The sequence below is a fragment of the Spirosoma panaciterrae DSM 21099 genome (assembly GCF_000374025.1).
GTDB lineage: Bacteria > Bacteroidota > Bacteroidia > Cytophagales > Spirosomataceae > Spirosoma > Spirosoma panaciterrae.
Genome location: NZ_KB893191.1, coordinates 63,267 through 82,107, shown reverse-complemented (window position 1 = coordinate 82,107; position 18,841 = coordinate 63,267). Strand labels below are relative to the sequence as shown.

The window sequence follows — 18,841 nt, the reverse complement described above, 5'->3', positions numbered from 1 at the left end:
GCAATCCTGACTATTTCCTTTCTTTTTAAGCGGCCATGCGGAGAAACGAATCATGATCCGAAGCCGGGGTACTCAACATGGGCGCGATGATGGTGTTCATTCGTTCGCGCACAAAGCTCTCCTGTAAATACGATGGCAACTTGGCGACCAACTGCCGATAGGCCTGTACACCCAGTGCTTTCGCAATGTAAGCTTCATGTACAGAGTTGACGTGGGCAACAATATTAACCAGACTCTGATGAAACAGCTTCACATCAATTTCTGAATCGACAAACCGTTCAATTTCCCGATTGGTCGATGAAATCCGTAGCCGGCTCAACATATCGAAATAGGTCGTATAGCCAATTTGCTTGGCCAGTTGTTTGTACTGTTCAACACTGAACTTCTGTAAAATCTCACCCGTTTTGGGACTACGCAGGGCCGTTTTGGGGTTATTCTGAATCGCATTACGCAAAGCTTTCACCCGTTGATCCCGGGTGGTTTTCAGAAACTGTGCCAGTTCGGCCTGCACAGAACCCTCACGCGAAGGCAACAGCAAGTCTCCTTTAGCCGCTACACTAAACCGTTTGGCCATCGGCAACCGTTGAATGCGGTAGTTGTTGATCGGGCCAAGGGCATAATAACCAATTGAAGCGGGGTAATAGCCACGCACGACCATATTCCCGATCCGCTTCCGAATCAATTCTTCGTTACTCACATTTATGCCCTGAACCGCCAGAAATGCCCGTGCGCTGAACAACGCGCTATAATAGGCCTGGGGAAACGTCCAGTGCAGAGAGCTTTGCAGATACTGTTCGTCGTTAACAACCGGGGTAATCCGAAGCGCATACTCGGCACTCCAGCTATTGAGCAATAATTTTTCCAAAGCTTTCCGACTCTCGTCCGTCACACGCCCATAAAACTGCTGAAAAATGGGAAATTTAGGAAGGTCGAAGAGGTCGTTCTGGTGATGGATATGGTAGTCCATCGAGAAAAAATGGTTCAGAAACACTTGCGCCGGAATAGACTTCCGCCAGCTATCGTCGAGCGGCAAATTGCCCGTCGAAGCGGGTGCAAGGGATGCCTGAGCGTTCGGGGAATGCATCGTTGCGTTGGTTTTCTGTGTCATACAATAGTAACGAAAAAACACATTTTACCGTTCATTTTTCGACAATTATTTTCACTATTCAATACATTGACTATCAGCAGATTACGAACCATTTTATCACCCCAAAAACCGACTTTGAAATAGCACCTCCAGCCACCGTCAATAGCCCATTTCTAAGGCATTTAACGTACTTTTGAGGTACGTTTCAACGTTGCCTTTAAACTATGACGTGTATTAAATATATAGTGATTGCCGGGTGCCTTTTCTGTAGTCAGGTAGTATCAGTTGCCTGGGCCCAAACCACACCGACCCATCAGGTCTCGCCAACAACTGGTACTGCCATCGTGCAGGGATTTGTCTTGGATGGTCAGACCAAAGTACCTATTGCCGGAGCTACGGTTATCGCCAAAAATCAGGCTGGAGCCATCCGCGATCAGCAGACAACCAATGCTCAGGGTGCCTATCAACTCAGACTTGACCCAAAGCAGTCGTACATTTTTACGGCAAAAGCAGAAGGGTATATCACGCTTGATGAGCAACTCTCTTTCTCTTCGCCAACCGCCGTTAGCATGGATCGGTCCAAGAATCCGACCCTACTCTATCGCTCAACCTCCAATCCCGTTAGTAAAAACACCACTGCTCCGGTACATACAACCACCTCAACGGTTACGACACCTCCCGTAAAGGCCCCATCGACTACGCCCCCCGTTTCGGAGCAACCAGCAGCCAGCAACAGTACAACCGCTGGCCGTTCACGTATCACTCCGCCTAAAACACTGGACGCCAAAGTGATATATACGCCCCCACCGCTGGTTGTTGCCGCCGGAACCACTACCCAATTAAAAGCGCTTCAATTTGTACAGAGCAAAGCCGAACTCCTGCCCGAAGCCCAGCCAACCTTGGATCAGCTTCTGGCCTTTATGCAGGAGCATTCGACGGCCGAAATCGAGTTGGCGGGGCATACCGACAACCAGGGCGATTTCGATGAAAACCTTCGTCTTTCCAAACAGCGTGTTGAGGTAGTGAAAGACTATCTGGTAAAGAACGGTATAGCCGCCAATCGCATCAGTACCCGTGGATTTGGCCCAACACGACCGATTGCCAGCAACAACTCAGAAGCAACCCGAAAGCTTAACCGACGCGTTGAGATGACGGTGTTAAAAGAGTAGAGACGCATCCTTGCGTCTCATGGCCGGACGGTTTTACTGTTGACGAACAGGGCTGACGCATATGAGACGCAAGGATGCGTCTCTACGCTTTCCTTCCCAACCACAAACCAACGATCACTAAGGCAGTTCCTGCAAGCGTGTAAAGCGTAATGGGCTCGTCCATAAGTAGGTACGAGTAAGCAAACCCGAAGATTGGACAGAGAAACAGCCAGAGAGATGCCCGAATTGGGTCTTGCCGAACCAGGTAAAACCACAACTGCAAAGCCGCTACGGACACCGGCAGAATGAGCCACAATACTGACGCCCAAAACCGTGTGTCGTAGTGAGACGATGAGAAATCAGCAAACAGTAGCGTAAAGGGTATTAGTTGCAATCCTCCCAGAAACACCTGCCAGCCGTTGATAACCAGATTGGGTAGCCGCCATTCGAAACGGGCATAATACACCGTTGCGGCCGACACCGAAATCATGCCCACCAGCAAAATCAGTAACCCTTCGACCGTGGCATAGCTGTTTTGTAGAAGCGGATAGGTAGCAACCCCTACCCCAATCAGGCCCAGCAATAAACCACCGATTTCGTTCCAGCCTGGTTTCCGACGCAGCCACAAGGCCGACAACAGAGCAATAAACAATGGATTCGTAGCGGTCGACAAACTTCCGATACCTGCCGATACCTGTTTTATAGCCAATACAAACGCACCCAGGTAAATAGTCGTATTCAGTAACGAGAAGATTGTTAACCGCACCCATTCGGTACGCGTAGGCCAGGCGTTTGACACACGCTGTAGCTTATACGCAAACAGGAGCATTCCGCTACCCGCAATCAGAAACCGAATATTAGCCAGAATCAACGGATGGGCCGACTGTACCCCAAACTTGGTCGCTACTGAAGCCGATGCCCAAAGTGCCGCAAAGAGAAGACCGAAAAGAATTGTTTTCATGCAAGCCCAGCTTAATCGAAGAATTCAGGCGGTAAACGGCGTACTATATAGCTTGAGCGTATCAGCATCGTGAAGTTACTTCGCCGGGACAATACCTCCTTTAAGGCAATTTCCAATTCAAACTCCCGCTGTTTATCCCCGGTTTTTTGTGCTGCTCCCCACTCTGCCATCATTTTTAAAACCGCATTGTGTTTATCCTGTATGGCCTTTCTCAAGTCTTTATGTAATCGATTAAGCAATGACGCTGTATTAATTGCTTTTTGATTCTGGGGATCTAATGCTCGAAAATGTGGCGTATCATCCATTGAGAGGCTGTATAAAATCTGTGTTTCAACGTCATCTTCAGGATTACAGGGATCAAGGTACCCGCCAGGTGGAGAAATCTTTGGTTTGCTTATGTTAGCCTTGTGGTCTGAAGCGTATAAATTAGACCAGGCATATTTTAAAGACGGCCTTTCTGAGCGCGGTATGAAATGATCTATTTCTATTTCACTGACACTCTCAAATACCTTCTCTGTCAGGTAGCATTTACCTAGAAAAACCTGATGCAGTGCCTCCAGAACGTCATCAGTACGATAGGAACTGCTACATTCCGGCTTGGCAATAGTACGGTCTTCTTTAGGAAGTGTCTGATCCACTTCGTACTCCAGACACGCATCAATATAGGCTTGAATAACGGGGGTAATACGTAATGACTCGGGTGATGCCAAGTCACGAGTCACATTAATCATGAATGGGCAACTGCTTTGGCCTCTTGTTCAGCCATTAATAATTCAAACTTCACCTTTAACGTAGGTGATAAATAGGCGCTGTTCGCATCATAGATCGGCTGTAATACTTCGCGCAAACGAGCAGGGTTATTTCCAAATTCGGCCACAGCCTTATCAACCTGAGCAATGATCCCATCCGCAATATTGGAATACTCATTGTTCAACTCAAAATGCGACATCATTAAATCCGAATAGCTTCGCCCAACGGCTTCTTCGCTAATACGGGTTTCTTTGGTCGTTAGATCAAAAATGGTCGCGTTTTTTATACTGGCAATAACGGCTGGTGAATGGGTAGCAGCAATAAATTGAATATTCGGGAATAGGCTTGTTAATAGAGGCAGAATTTGCTCCTGCAACTGAAGATGTAAATGTGCTTCTGGTTCATCAATCAGGACTATTCCACAAGGATTATAGGTGTACTCATTTAGTTGTTTGCGGATTAAATCAACCCGCATAAACAAGTCCATTAAAATAGTCAGAACAGCTGAAAAACCTTCTGGTAAAACTTCGAACGTAAGTTTACGACCATCTTCTAAATGAAGATAAAACTCATAATTCTTATGATCAAAATCAATAGAATTAATTCTAATATCAAATATATCACTAAGCTTTTCACGTAACGTCTCAAAAAAAGCTTCAGTAACTTTTACCTCCTCTGTTAGTTGATCGATTTGGGCAAATGCTTGATCTATTTTTTTATTGACCAAATACTGTTTGAATGATGACGTAAAATAAGCCGTTGATTCGGGCGAATCAATTTTACTAGTAAAATCAGATTCTTTTGATGGTCCTTCGACTTTCTGAGACTGATACCCACGTTTGGCCTTAAAATAAGAGTAGACAATTAGTGATTTATTTTGTTCCCAAAAAACTTCTACAACTGTATTTATTGATGGGATTACTCGCTCATATTTATTGAGCTCGTTTATCAATCTTTGGCGATAATCATTATCTGTTTCATCATAACGTTTATAGGTTTTTAGCTTACCATCTCTTTCGTTTCGTAAAGTACCAATATACAGTAAAAGAGAGTTATTACTAGCCTGAAACCATCTACCATCTATGGTTTGCCATCCAGAAATGTAGTTATGTAAATGTTCTAAAATCGTACTCTTCCCCGAACCATTCTTGCCCGTCAAAATCAAATGACTAAATGGTTTGTAGTCATGTAGGGTAATATCGAAATCTTGGTACGCGTAACAGTCGTTTACGTACAGGGATTTGATATAGGGGAATTCTTCTGGTGTAATCATACCCAACAGCTTTTCACAAATTTAACGATAGGCTTTCCTAAAACCCAATCTTGCCTTTCCGGGTGTTGGGCTTCTGGTCGGCGGCCCAGTCGCGCATTTCAGCCAGCTCTTTTTCGAAACCACCCGACAGGATTGGGAAGCGGCACCACGAGCGGGGGTCGAGGTTGTGGTCGTCGAGGTGGAAGGAGGGCGCGTACCGTTCGCGCTTCCATTGGTTGCGGCTCCAGAGTTTGAAGAACCGCTCAACCCAAAGCAACAGCCGATCCCGGTCGTAACTACCCGCATACCGTACTTCAACCATCTTCAGAACCTCAACCGGCGGCTGCTTATCCCGAATGGCAGATTCCTCAATCGAATTCAGCACATCATAGGGCATCAAGTCGTCTTCGTCAGTTTGCTTCTTGTCCAGGGGGCGCAGTTCGGCGGTTGGTTGCAGGTTGTTAACTACGCTCAACCCTTTTACTTTAATCAACTGATCGGAAGCCGCCGGATCACTGACCGTTCCGGTGCGGTCGGCAGGTGTCCACTCGTTTTTCACGTTCAGGCCAACGGTTTCGAGCCAGCGCAACCAGCCCCGCAGAAAATGTTTATCGATCCCCGTAATTGGGCTGATACTGCCTGCGGTGTCGCCATCCATCGTCGCATACCCCACAGCCGCTTCCGAACGGTTCGATGTACTGAGCAACAGCGCATTGTTCAGGTTCGCCAGCATCCAGATACTCGGAGCCCGCACCCGCGCCTGAATGTTCTGCAACGCCAGATCATCGGTATCCCACGAGAGCTTCCGGCCCAGTTGTTCCTCAATCAATCCACGATAAGTTTCGACCAGCCCGTTTATCATGATATTCATGAACGAAGCGCCGATGTCGTCGGCCAGCGTTTTGGCAGAGTTGAACGTATCGTCGGAAGAATTTTCGGTGCCCTGATACATCACCGTCAGGAGTTTACCGACCATTTCCTCCGGCGTTTTACACGCCTGAATGGCCTTGATATAGCTTAGCTTTTTCTTCACGCCATCCAGACCAATGTTCTGAACAGCCATCCGAATCATCAGAAAGACCAGAGCCGCAATGGCCGACGAATCGGCTCCTCCACTCAATGACAGTACGTACCCTTGCGAACGACTTTTTCGCAGGTAATCGAACAGGCCTAGGGCTACCGCTCGGGCAAATTCTTCTTCTTTCAGATAGCCCCCCCGCTCCCAGGCTTCGAGTTCAGCTTTCTGAATCACCGGGGCCATGTCGGGCCAGTCGAAGGTCGTGGTAACCCGCAGGTTTGGGTAAGCTAGGGCGAGATTTGCCCGATTCTGGGTTTGGCTCAGGCGCGTCAGTTCCACATCGACAACGGCTGAAACGATCAGAAAATCTTCATAACTCAGCCGTGGACCCGATACCAGTAGTTCACCATTCGAGGCCACCATCGCATCGCCATCGTAGATCATCCGGCCCGCTTCGTTGCCGAGCATGTTGCTATACACGTAACTTACCCCAAAGGATCGTGATGCATCGACGACAAACCGTTCACGCACCTGCGATTTCAGAAAGGCAAAATGGCTGGCCGTGGGATTCAGAATAATATCGACACCGCGCTCATACAGCAGTCGCCCCGGCCGACTGGCGACCCAGGCATCTTCGCAAATCTCGAACCCAATCCGAATGCCTGATAAATCGAAAACGACATCACCAAAGGGGTAGGTAAAATCACCGATTTTGATCTCATCCCGTAGGTAGGGCGGCCAGGGCTGGAACCATCGGGTTTCGTAATGCACCCCATTATTAGCCATAAACTGCTTGGCTGTAAAGCCCAGAATCCGCTTGTTAGAAATCAGGCAGGCGACATCGAAGGTGCGGTTATTGTGTCGTAGAGGCAAGCCTACAGCTACGGTAATGCCGCTGGTATGCTCCACTATATCCAATAAGGAAGCTATAGACTGGTCGATGGTGTTCTGCGCAAAAAAAGCATCCTCACAGCCATAACCCGAAATACACAACTCGGTCAGACAGAGCAGACTCACATTCTGACGTTGCGCTTCTTCAATGGCGTTGATAATATTTTGTTTGTTGTGTTCCCAGGCTAATGGAATTTGATTCAGAACTCCGGCGGCAATTTTCAGAAGTTTCATGTATTTCTAATGAGTGAATGAGCGAAAGAGCGAAAGAGTGGGCAGTTCCAACAGCAACTACTTACTCAAAGCTCGACGCCCATGAAACAAGGTACTGCAAGCATAACAAAGATGAGGCTAAAATAGATTTGCGAAGGGAAAACAATAAAAATCCTGCCGCCTTCTGCGGATTTGCATTCTAAAAGAGAAGTGGGCTTATCCCCTTCTAGGCCACACTTGCCCTCTCCCGAAGTACAGTTTCGGCCTGAAAACGCCCTTTGAAATAGAGGTAGGAACCAATGACCAGTACGATGTACAGAACGGCCATGATGTAAGCGCCGTAGATAAAAAATTCGCGGTAACTGATCGTGGCATGGCCGAAATTCTTGTAGAGCAGCACACCAACACTCCCCAGATACCCATACCAGTCGGCCAGGGTAACGATAAATCCAACCGTACTGACGTAGCGAAAGGAAGCAATCAACCGCTCAAAATACAGCCCGTTACAAGGCACATAAGCCATATACAACCCCAAACCCGTCAGCAGAAACCAGTTTCCGGGCGATACCATACCTGATGCGTAGGCATAGGTACTCAGGCCAACCAGCGCCCCGCCCGCCAGCATCAGGCCATTTAGCAAGGTAAAGGCGCGGAAATTATCGGTCACGCGCTGGAGCATCGCCATAATAATCAGCACCCCAACAGCGACCAGCGTTTCGGTTTTAGCGAAAATACCGGGGTTTTCGACGCCTGCATCTTTCAGAATTTCGGGGCCAAAATTGTCCCGGAAGTCGCGGAAGGCCGATAACAACACATACGACAGGATCAGCAGAATCAGGCCCGGACGAAAATTGGCCACAAAAGCACGTCGCTCATCGCCATCCATGGGCTTACGTAGTGTCCGCGATGCCCGGTCTTCGTCGGTAGGCGGTGGTAGCAACGTGAGCGCGTAAATAGAAAGCAGCATGGGAAGGATAAACAGACTGCCCGTCACAAACGGCAACCAGAACTCCGAGACGCCCCAGGCACTTTTGATGGTCAGTGCCACCGTTTTCACAAAGCCCGAGGCAAAAATGAACGAAGCTGTCAAACCAGCCACCAGCGCATCCGTCTGGCGTCGGCCTTCCAGAAAACCCAGCATGGTTCCATACACCAGCCCAAGCGGCAAGCCATTCAGAAACAGAAAAACGATGTTCCAGGGAGCAGGAACCAGCGCAAAGCCTAGCAAGGCCAGTAAGGCCACCCCCACAAAAAACAAAATATTGATGGCCCGACGACTGGGCGACATTTCCGACACGACCTTTACGCCAATCCCTTTCGACACGGCGTACCCAAACACCTGGGCCGTTACGAGCCAGATTTTATAACTCACTCCGGCAAACATCATCCCTTCGAACGTGACCGCTGTAATCCCCCGACGAAAGGCGTACATGCAGGCATAGGTGCAAAACGCGGCTGTAGCGCCATACAGTACAAACGCCGTAGGGTTACGAAGAAAAGCAGGTGATTTCACAAAGGAGACGTTTAGGTTGATGCGTGAAGCGTGTTATTGAAAAGCAGTCTCTATTCGGTTGCGTCTAAAAATAAATATAATGATTTAATCTGATCATTTTCAATAACGGCCACATCCATACCTGTTGCCACAGGCTGAACTCCCTGAGGGCCAAGATTCCAGGAAATCATTTGTATTGAATGGTTCACTTGTGATGGCTTGTTCAACTCGAACTGAAATTCGATCGGCCATTCTGCCTGTAATTTCGTAATCAGTTCATTGATGGCCTGGTGTCCAATGATCGCTTTGCCTGAGTTGCTTTCATAAAAATGGATGTCTGGAGCATATACTCTTTTCATTGCCTCCAAACGCTGGTCAGCATTTCGGTTATTCCAGATTACCAGCAAGCTATCTTCTAAAAGTTGGGCTGTATTCGGCATAAAAAGGGTTAATGAGTGCGTGTGAATGAGCGTAAGAGGCTACGCCCCACCCCGCTGATGCAAGATAAGCAACGAAGCACAATTAAGCATAATGCGAACAGTTGGTGTAGCGTTCCATTCGATCAGTAATCGCCGTTTTGCTGGCGGTAGTGTTCGGCACGCTGGTCAGCGCGGTCGTCCATTTCGGGACCTTTCTGGATTTTGCGCCAGTCGAACGGTTTTTTGTAGGGCTTCATGGCTGCCTGCGGATCAAACACCCGGCTGTCGGGCAGTATCGCGTCGTAGGGTCGGAAGTCGGGTTTGTCGGTGAAAAAGTCCTGCAAAAGCGAGGCCGTCTGGTCGTATTGGTTCACATACGGGACGCCGAGGATATTATAAATCACCTTCAGGATCGAACCGAAATTGGCATGGGTATGCGACACGTAGCCGCGTTTCACATACGGCCCCGCCATCATCAGGATCGAACGATGAGCATCAATATGGTCAACACCGCCCTGTGGATCATCTTCCGTAATGATGACCAGCATGTTTTTCCAGTACTTCGTGCGCGACAGAAAATGCAATACCCGCCCCACGGCCAGATCGTTGTCGGCCATGTATGAATGCAGATAAGGATAGCCGAAATCCGGTCGTGGACCGGCGCCGTGATCATTCGGAATCTGCATGGTTACGAGTTGGGGCATGCTTTGCTTACTCTTGCCCAGCCATTTGGCCGTAAACTCGCGTTCGAACTGCTCCATCCGGTACTGGTCGGGCACGTTGGTATTGTATCCGGCATAATCGCGGGAGGTATGTGGATACACGGCTTTCGGCATGGGAAACACAACGGGCTGGGCAGCCCCAAACTGAGTCGTTGTCCATTCTTCTACCGATCCGGCATATTCGTTGGCTTCCCCGAAATTGTAGAACGGGATTTTGTTGCGTTCGAGCGCTTCCCAGAGACCGCCAATTTCATTGTAATCTTCCGGGTCGATAGCACCCGATGTTTTGGGAAATCGTCGGCCCGGTGCTTTGGAATCCGCATCGAATCGCCCTTTTGAGGCCGCATTGGCTTCCACCCACTCATTCGGAATGGTGCCCATCATCCAGTGATGACCGTGAATACTGGCATCCGAATCGCAGTAAAAATTATCTGAAAACGTAAACTGCTGCGCCACCCGCAGGTGATTCGGCATCACATCGGCAGCCGTGATCCGAACGCTATCCAGGGCCGTATCGGTTGTTCGTCCGCTATTGCCTCGACTGGTCGACACGCGGGTTTTGATGGTCACCCCCTGACCAAATCGGGCAAGGGTTGAATCGCCATTCCCAGTCCGTAGTTGGCCCAGCACCTCATCGTACGTCCGGTTCTCTTTGGTGATGTAAACAATGTATTTGATGGGCGATTTACTGGCGGGTGTCTGGCGTATTTTCGGCAGAGCCGGTAAGGGGTTCCGGCCATCGTCGGTAACGATAACAGCCTGATAGGTATTCGCCAGCACCTGCTTCGTGTAAGTCGCTAACTGGGGTTTGTCTGGCACGGGAATAGCCTGGAATGTACCGAGTTGAATATCACCAATGTATGTCCCCTGTGGCGGTTTCATAAAGCTGGCCCCACCGTTCGGTCCGGCACCATACCCACGCGCCGAAATGGCATACAGCACGTTTTCGTCGGGCGATAGCGCTACCCGAGTCGGACCCCATCCGGTCGGAATCAGCCCGCGAACGGTGCGAGTCGGTACATCGACAACCGCGATCGCATTGAAGGCCAGCAGTGCCACATACAGCGTTTTTTCATCTTTGGTTAGCGCCATACCAAAGGGCATCAGCCCACGATACCGATCCAGTTTCGGGTCAATTTTCAGGGCAATGGTTCCAGCCAGTTTGGGAGCTGAACGGCCACCCGGCTTGTAATCGATAATGGAAATATTGTCGTTGGTGGCATTAGAAACATACGCATAACGACTGCCGACCACCACTGAGTTTGGCGAGGCACCGCCTACTACTTCGGCTTCCTCGATCATTTCGCCAATCTGAACCCCCGTCTTGATTTTACGCACAACCTTGTTTGTTCGCAGGTTCACCGTCCAGACGCTCATGGCTTCATCGACCAGAGGACTTCCCAAACCCGGAATCCGGCGACCTTCGGCCTCAACACCCTCCTCCGACTCTTTGGTATGGGCCGCATAAGGCGGAAACTTCAGGGCCATCGTTTCCTGATTTTCTTTGGTTACACCGGGCACTTTGGGGTAGGCATACAGCCCTACATTGGCCACAAATGCCAGTTGCCGATCCGGGCTAATGGCCAGTCCAAACGGTTGCCGTCCGGTCGGGATCGAAGCCGTAATTCGTTTGGTTGCCAGATCGATCCGAACCAGCCGAAAATTGGCTCGATCGAGAGCCAACAGTTCACGGCCGTTCAGGAGCAGGTCTGACGTAAAGCTGTCGGTGTAGCCATTGCCATCGAGGTTGATGCTGTCGATGGTTCGGAGCTGATCGGTGTCGAAGATGAGTACGCGCCCTTTATCGCCGTTGCTGAGGTAGGCCGTTTTGTTGTCAGGGGCAAAGGCAACGCCCAGAAACGAGCCAGCTTTTAAGGCTTCCGGAATTTTACCGGCATAATCGGGAATACGGATAGCGGTCACCGACGCAGGCTGAGAAGTTCCGGAATGGGTCAGGTTTAGAACCGTCAATACCCCATCGTGTAACGACACGGCCCGTTGGCCGTTAGGGGAAATCGTCAGCCCAAACGGATCGTTCGTAATGCGAATGGTTCGTCCTGCTGGCGTCACATACCGGCCGCTTGGTAACACGGATGTACCGGCAGTATCAATGTTGCTGAACTCCGCCCGCCCGGGCACCTGCAATGTGGTATAGGTACGCTGGGCAAACGTATGCAGGGAAATGAACAGAAGAATAAACGGTATGACTCTCATACTTAATTGGCAGAATTCTCGACCCGTTGGGCCATTGCCAGGTAATACGCCATATCGGGCGTGGGCAATCCGGGTATTTTAGCCTGTTCGTCCCAACCGCGTACCTGTAGAATCTCCCGAAAATAGGGATTCGTTTCAAAGGCCAGCGCTTCACCCGGTTTCATGGGGCCGCCCTGAAATTCCAGCGTTTTCAGACTAGCCTCCGATAGCCGATCGAAGTAGGCCGCATTTTTATACACCAGATACCGCTTAGCATTCACATGATGCTCAATCAGTTGCGCTACTTTCTCCGAAAAACCAAGCTCGCGCAGGTAGTCGGCACCGAGCCGTTCATGGTCTACCGTACCGTACCCATCCATGTAGCCATTGGCTAAATCGGGCGGAAGCAAATGGCCAATATCGTGCAGAAAAGCAGCGACAATGGTTTCTTCATCGGCTCCGGCCTTCTCGGCCAGATGGGCGCATTGCAATGCGTGTTCAATCTGGGTTACAGGCTCTCCGTAATAAGCATCCTGCCCGCCCTGGGCAAAAAGGTCAGCGATAACTTGCATAGATTATGTGTACTGAAGGTAAGTTCGTTCAATGCTTCCGTCGTCGAACAGGTCAAAAAGAGCATACCCGGCTTTCGTTTGCTGATACACATCACTTTTCCACCAGTTTCCCGACACAGCCCCATTGCAGAAGTACGACACGCCGTTGTAATCGACCCGATCCAGCAAATGCATATGCCCGCTCAAAGCGGCTTTAATATTGGGATACTGGTAAAATAGTTTTAGCAATTCGGGTGTATTGTTCAGCACCAGCCCACCCGAAATAGCCCAGTTGCCATTTTTCACGTTGCTTTCGCTGAAAAAGGCCGTAGGGCTGAAAATGGGGATATGCGACAGAATCAGTATGGGGGTTTTCGAGTTGGTTTTTGCCAGATCGGTCTTTAGCCATTCCAACTGCTCCGGGTCGATAAAGCCCGTATACCACTTATTTTCAGGAGTCAACTGCACGCTATCAAGAATGATAAAGTGCCAGCCATTCCGATCAAAGCTACGGTATCGCTCTCCAATGCGCATCAGGTCGACAGCCCATTTTTTACCATACATCGGATCACTCTTGGCGCCGTCGTACCCCCAAACATCGTGATTACCAATGCAGTACTCAATGGGCAATGAGTTTTCAGCCTTCATAACGGTATGCCATGCGTCCCACTGCTTCTGTACTCCAGACCGATCTTCTTTTAGCGCATCCATGATTACATCGCCCCCGTGCAGAACAAACGCGGGTTTATCAGTCTGGCTTTGCACATGATGCAGGCATTGCGCCACACCTTTCATCGGTGTTGTCTCGGGCGTAATGTGCGTATCGCCCACGTAGGCAAACCGAACACTGCGTTTACGCGCCAGATGCTGGGGGGAGGATTCAACCGTTAACTCAGGAACAAAAGGGAGTAAACTAGCCGATTTAAGAAGGGTTCGACGGTTCATAAACGGAAAGCAGTTGGTTAAAAATACGCCAGTTAGGGGCGTTGATAAACAGGAATGCGTTAAAAATAAAGGAATCCCCTTAAACGCCCAATAACCGCTCTCGGCTTTTACCGAGAACGGTTTCGACAACAAGGCTACCAATTGACTGATGTTTGGTATCGTAGTTTTTTCCAATTATCACGACAGCCCATGCAATTGCTCACATGGGCTGTCGGTAAGGGTTTATTTCAAACTCCACATCGCGGCATTGATGTCGTCATTACCGCCATACTGGCTCTGAACAGCCGCTGTATTGTTGGCCGAGTTGTACGACCGTTCGGTAGCCGGATACTGCCAGCGGAGCGGAATCCGTTGGCTGTTCCCTGTTCCAGGACCAACCAAAAACGTGGGTACGCCCGTCCGACGCTGATTATAAAACGCTTCCAGACCCGACTGCTGCGCAAAGGCCAAGTATTTCTGGGTCAGAATCTGCTTCAACCCATCAGCCGAATTGCCTGCATACTTCACCGCCGACTGCGCGTAGTAATCGGCAAAGCTTACATTGACCGTATACGTATTGAACACTTTATACCCACCATCGGCCGAGAAATATACCGTATTGGCTCCATCTTTCAGTCCATAAAATCCCCAGGATGCCAGAATACCGTTTTTGTAATAGTCTTCGGCATTGCCAGCCACCCAGCCCCGGTTGATCCCTTCGGCTAGGGAAAACTGTAATTCAGGATACCCGACAAGGATGTACGGTTCAGCCGTATAGGTGCTGTAGTAATGTTTCCTATTCTGGAACGAATACAACCCCTGGTTGGCATTCGACGACATGATAGCCAGATCTTCGCCCGACGATGCCCCGACAAATGCAGCAAAATCCGTTGGTTTAACACCTGTAGCCACTTTGGCCGTAGCGGGTTCGGCAACCACGAACGTCCGGGGATCTTTCAGCAAGGTCAATGTTCCTAAATACGTAGCGGCCATATTTTCGCGCGTGGCATTCTGACCAAAGTTGTCGGGATTCCGATTGTACTTGTTGTACTGATTGTTGTAGATATATTGCAGGTTATCATCCATCGACGCCATCAATGGATACTTGGTGGGGTTGTTCACCACATCAGCAAAACGGGCTTTGATGTTCAGATCGGTATCCGACTCTTTTTTCGACAAGCTAACCAACACCCGCAACTTATAGCTATTGACCACTTTCTGCCATTTGGTCAGACTGTTGTTCAGGTAAATATCGCCTGTCAGGTTGTTGTCATTTTTGGCAATCAGCGTAGCCAGGTCACTATTCGCATCGTCCAGCCACTTCAAAATCTGGACGTACACATCTTTCTGCGAATCATATTTTGGCGTCTGATTGTCCAGTCCCTGCAAGGCCTGCGTCATTGGAATATCGCCCAGCCGCTTGGTCATTTGCTCGAAAAAATAGGCCCGGAAAAATTTCCCAAGTGCCGAATAGGCGTTTACATCCGGTAAGCCCGCCCGTTTGGCTTCCTGCTCCATTTTTACCACATTTTTCAGCGTCGTGTAATACAGTCCAGTCGATGTCCAGGAATACTCATTGGTGGCGTAGTAGTTGTAATTGCTGGCGTAGAACTGGTTGTAACGCTGGGAATCGTTCCAGGCACCACCGCCCGCAATGCTGTACATATCGTTCAGCACACCATTAAACACCAGCGAAGCGGGTGCGCTCGTAGGCCGGTTCGGGTCCTGTTCAAGCTGATCGAAGGGTTTTTCACAACTGGTCAGCAACAGCCCCAGCGCCAAAACCGGAAGGAGTATGTGTTTATGAAGTTTCATGATTATAAAGTCGATAGTCGGTTTACTCCTAAATTCCCTAAGGGGACTTAATCCAATAGTGGCCAAAGTCCCTTTAGGGGATTTAGGGTGCCAAACGTTTTAAAATACCAGATTCAGGTTGATACCGTAGCGTCGGGTGGTTGGCGTTTGCAGACCCGAAACGCCACCCGTCAGGTATTGGTCGAGGTCGATGTCTTTGTACTTCGCAAAATAGAGTAGGTTACGACCAACGACCGACACACTAGCCTGTTTTACACCCAGCCGACGCAGGGCCGTCTGGGGCAGCGTGTAGCCAATGATTACTTCGCGCAGTTTGGCGTAGCTCCGGCTCATCAGATATGATTCGGCCTGACCATACACCCGGGCAATGTAATCCTGTGCGTAGGTTTTGGTGGTGTTCGGTGCGTATTTCAATTCGCCGTAGTTCAGGATATTCCCGTTTACATCGTAGTTGATCGAGCCACTGGTCAACACCACGCCTTCACCCACATACGATTTAACAGCCTGCACATCGTTTTTACGGGCTTCGCCAAACGCACCCTGGATGGTTTCGATGTTACGACCGCCCTGGAACGTTTTCTGCCGGACATAATCGCCGATGATACCACCCACGCGTCCATCGAACTGGAAGCTGAAATTGATGTTCTTGTAGCTGAATCGGTTGTTGATGCCCCACACAAATTTCGGATTTACATACCCCAGAAACTGCGCTACCGGATTGACAATGGGTCGTCCACCCGCGTCGTTGATCAACTGCCCATCGGGCGTACGGATAAACGATCCCGCATAGAATCCATCGGTCCGGTCACCAATGTTGATAAAGCGCGAACTGCTGCTGCTGCCTACAAAATAGTTGGAGGCCAGGGTGTTGATACCGCCTTCCGGGTACACTTCCTTCAGCCGCTCGGTATAGGTCGAGTAGTTGGCTACAATATCCCAGTTAAAACCTTTGGCAGTCCGTAGAGCCTGGCCCGTCAACGAGATTTCACCACCTTTCTTCTGAGTCATGATCCCGTTCACCAGCCGTCCTGTATAGCCCGTTGATTCTGATGAAGGCAGGGTGAAAATACGAGGGCCGTCGTTGCTGATGAAGTAAGCCGCATCCAGGGCTAGTCGGTTGTTCAGGAAACGAATGTCCAGACCTACTTCCGTTTGCGAGGTCGAGTTCGGCTTCAGGTTCGGGTTGTTGAGCGTATTGGTGTAATAGGCCGACGGTTTGTTGTTGTACACGAGCGGCAGTGAATATACCGCCGAGTTCTGGTACGTTGGCCCACCATACGACGAGCTGTAATCAACGCCATATCCCAGCGGGTACGAAGCACCGGGGGTTGTGCCAATCGTCGACTGGGTCAGACCATCTTTTACATTGGCATACGACGCCCGCAGTTTCAGGAACGAAATTCCCAGGTTCGTTGGCAGATTAATGTAGTCCGACAGAACCGTGCTCAACGCTACAGACGGATAGAAGTAGGCATTGTTGCCTTTCGGAAGGGTCGAGAGTTTGTCCATCCGGCCCGTTGTGGTCAGCGTTACATAATCGCGGAAGGTGAAGTCTGCCGAATAATAAGCCGACAGTACGCGCATATCGGCCTGAAAGTTATTGGCGATCAATGCGTTCGATGAGTTGGCAAAGTTGTATACGCCCGGAACGTTCAGGTAGTTGGTGCTGGCAAAATCGGAGTTGTAGTTAAAAACCCGTGCTTCGCCACCCGCCAGGGCATTGATGGTCAGATCGGGCGTCACTTTTTTGTTGTACTGCAGCAACACCTGGTTGATGTTATCGAACAGGGCCCGACGGTCTTCACGATAATCACCCCGCGCTTCTTCCCGACCATAGGTTGTTGCCGAATATGGGAATTTTTCGGTACGGAGCAGATTGTAGGTCGTCAACTGCGTTTTTGCGGTCAGCTGCAGCCCATCGGCCAGTTGATACCGTAATGACGCATAGCCATACACGTTGTTGTTGTAATGACCACGCAACCAGTATTTGGCCAGGAACCAGGGGTTGTTGTACCGTTGGTATTCGGCGTAGATCTGCTGCGTACCCTCTTTGCCCGGTTGCCAGATTTGCTTCATATCATCGATGTTCCAGTCGGCACCACCCCAGGCAATAATGTTATAGATCAGCGAGTTAGGCCCGTAGTTCACATCGGGAAAGTTGGGCGTGAACTGCCGATTATAGTTCAGACTCGATTCGAAACGCAGCTTGGGTGAAAAGTTATAGCCACCTGTGATGTTGAAATTGGCTACGTTCAGTTTGGTGTTGGGTACCAGACCACGCTGGTAGTTATACGACAGCGAAAAACGCATATCGTATTTCTCACCCGTAGCCGCTACCGCTACGTTGTTGTTCGACAGGATACCCGTCTGGATGAACCGACGGAGGTTGTCTTTACCACGAGGAATGAAGGCCGTTGGCTGACGGTCGCTGGTAAAGGTAGCCCCATTCGGGAACTTAGTCGTGAAGGTCTGGCCGGGCACTACCGGGCTGTCGTACTGAGGAATTAACTGACCATTCAGAGCTGGTCCCCAGATGTCGTAGTCGCCATCGTTCAGACCGTTGCCTTTTCCATCGCCAAACGCATAAACTCCGTGATCGCCAGGGCCGTACTCATCCTGTACTTTCGGAATGGCAATGAACCCCTGATCGAACATCTGGCTCGTATTCACTTCCACCGAAAAACCACGCTTGTCTTTCGTTCCGCGTTTGGTCGTAATCAGAATGGCCCCATTCTTCCCCCGAAAGCCATACAGGGCAGATGCGGAAGCGCCTTTCAGTACCGTATAGGTATCAATGTCGTCGGCGCTGATGTTCCAGGTATCGGACGTGATGGGAATACCATCGACCACAAAGAGTACATCAGAGTTACCCCGCAACGAAATGTTCGGGCGCCCAAGCAGTTCCGACGAGGCACCGATGGTCAACCCCGCTACTTTTCCCGTTAGGGAGTTGATCGGATTCGGTTCACGCGCTTTCAGCAGTTGTGCTCCATCGACCGATTGAATGGCTACCCCTGTCTGACGAATATCTTTTTTGATACCCAGTGCTGTTACCACTATTTCGCTCAGGGTAGCCGTCCCTACGGCCATAGCCACATCGATCGTAGTCCGGTTTCCTATGGTAAGCTCCTGAGTCTGATAGCCAATGAATGAAAACGTCAGCGTACCGTTGGCGGGTACATTCAGTGAATAGGTCCCATCGGCCCGAGAGGTAGTACCTGTAGAGGAGCCTTTCACCACAATCGACACTCCCGGTAGCGGTTGGTTATCGTCGGCTGAGGTAACTCGCCCGGATACAGTTTGCGCCCAAACCGACAGGATGGGCACCGCACTAACTAAAAGCGTCATCAACAGGCGTCGACATGAGCCGGTTAATGACGCTGAAGACGGTAAAGAAGGCTTCAT

13 protein-coding genes are annotated in these 18,841 nt (G+C 49.9%); 1 reads left to right on the top strand and 12 read right to left on the bottom strand.

Annotation, left to right across the window (positions count from 1 at the left end):
• Positions 1 to 25: 25 nt before the first annotated feature.
• A complete protein-coding gene (locus B153_RS0119540; protein ID WP_040761729.1) occupies positions 26 to 1,084 on the bottom strand; it encodes a hypothetical protein in 1,059 nt (352 codons plus the stop codon).
• Positions 1,085 to 1,311: 227 nt separating this feature from the next.
• Here B153_RS0119540 and B153_RS0119535 point away from each other — a divergent pair, with 227 nt between their 5' ends.
• The gene (locus tag B153_RS0119535) at positions 1,312 to 2,256 is read left to right on the top strand and encodes an OmpA family protein (RefSeq protein WP_020598430.1); all 945 of its coding nucleotides are present in this window, start codon (positions 1,312 to 1,314) and stop codon (positions 2,254 to 2,256) included.
• 82 nt (positions 2,257 to 2,338) lie between these two features.
• On the opposite strand, the gene B153_RS0119530 is transcribed toward B153_RS0119535, so the two are convergent.
• The 11 genes from B153_RS0119530 to B153_RS0119480 all read right to left on the bottom strand — a co-directional run bounded on the left by B153_RS0119530 (position 2,339) and on the right by B153_RS0119480 (position 18,784).
• The gene (locus B153_RS0119530) at positions 2,339 to 3,196 is read right to left on the bottom strand and encodes a DMT family transporter (protein WP_020598429.1); all 858 of its coding nucleotides are present in this window, start codon (positions 3,194 to 3,196) and stop codon (positions 2,339 to 2,341) included.
• Positions 3,197 to 3,207: 11 nt separating this feature from the next.
• Entirely contained in the window at positions 3,208 to 3,927 is a 720-nt protein-coding gene (locus tag B153_RS36780) for an HNH endonuclease family protein (RefSeq protein WP_020598428.1), read from the bottom strand.
• The gene (locus B153_RS0119520) at positions 3,924 to 5,219 is read right to left on the bottom strand and encodes an AAA family ATPase (RefSeq protein ID WP_020598427.1); all 1,296 of its coding nucleotides are present in this window, start codon (positions 5,217 to 5,219) and stop codon (positions 3,924 to 3,926) included. Before B153_RS0119520 ends, B153_RS36780 begins: the two co-directional genes overlap by 4 nt.
• Before the next feature lie 37 nt (positions 5,220 to 5,256).
• Entirely contained in the window at positions 5,257 to 7,341 is a 2,085-nt protein-coding gene (gene nadE / locus B153_RS0119515) for an NAD(+) synthase (RefSeq protein ID WP_020598426.1), read from the bottom strand.
• A 205-nt stretch (positions 7,342 to 7,546) separates the two neighbouring features.
• Complete coding sequence (locus tag B153_RS0119510) at positions 7,547 to 8,833, bottom strand: DUF5690 family protein (RefSeq protein WP_020598425.1); 1,287 nt, start codon at positions 8,831 to 8,833, stop codon at positions 7,547 to 7,549.
• Between the two features lie 50 nt (positions 8,834 to 8,883).
• The gene (locus tag B153_RS0119505) at positions 8,884 to 9,252 is read right to left on the bottom strand and encodes a hypothetical protein (RefSeq protein ID WP_020598424.1); all 369 of its coding nucleotides are present in this window, start codon (positions 9,250 to 9,252) and stop codon (positions 8,884 to 8,886) included.
• A 122-nt stretch (positions 9,253 to 9,374) separates the two neighbouring features.
• A complete protein-coding gene (locus B153_RS0119500; protein WP_020598423.1) occupies positions 9,375 to 12,167 on the bottom strand; it encodes a bifunctional YncE family protein/alkaline phosphatase family protein in 2,793 nt (930 codons plus the stop codon).
• Between the two features lie 2 nt (positions 12,168 to 12,169).
• A complete protein-coding gene (locus B153_RS0119495; RefSeq protein WP_020598422.1) occupies positions 12,170 to 12,718 on the bottom strand; it encodes an HD domain-containing protein in 549 nt (182 codons plus the stop codon).
• Between the two features lie 3 nt (positions 12,719 to 12,721).
• Positions 12,722 to 13,642, bottom strand: coding sequence for a metallophosphoesterase family protein (locus tag B153_RS0119490; RefSeq protein WP_026262281.1), 921 nt, complete (start codon positions 13,640 to 13,642; stop codon positions 12,722 to 12,724).
• Between the two features lie 222 nt (positions 13,643 to 13,864).
• Positions 13,865 to 15,436, bottom strand: a complete 1,572-nt coding sequence (locus B153_RS0119485; RefSeq protein ID WP_020598420.1) for a SusD/RagB family nutrient-binding outer membrane lipoprotein — start codon at positions 15,434 to 15,436, stop codon at positions 13,865 to 13,867.
• Between the two features lie 99 nt (positions 15,437 to 15,535).
• The gene (locus tag B153_RS0119480; protein ID WP_020598419.1) at positions 15,536 to 18,784 is read right to left on the bottom strand and encodes a SusC/RagA family TonB-linked outer membrane protein; all 3,249 of its coding nucleotides are present in this window, start codon (positions 18,782 to 18,784) and stop codon (positions 15,536 to 15,538) included.
• Positions 18,785 to 18,841 lie beyond the last annotated feature (57 nt).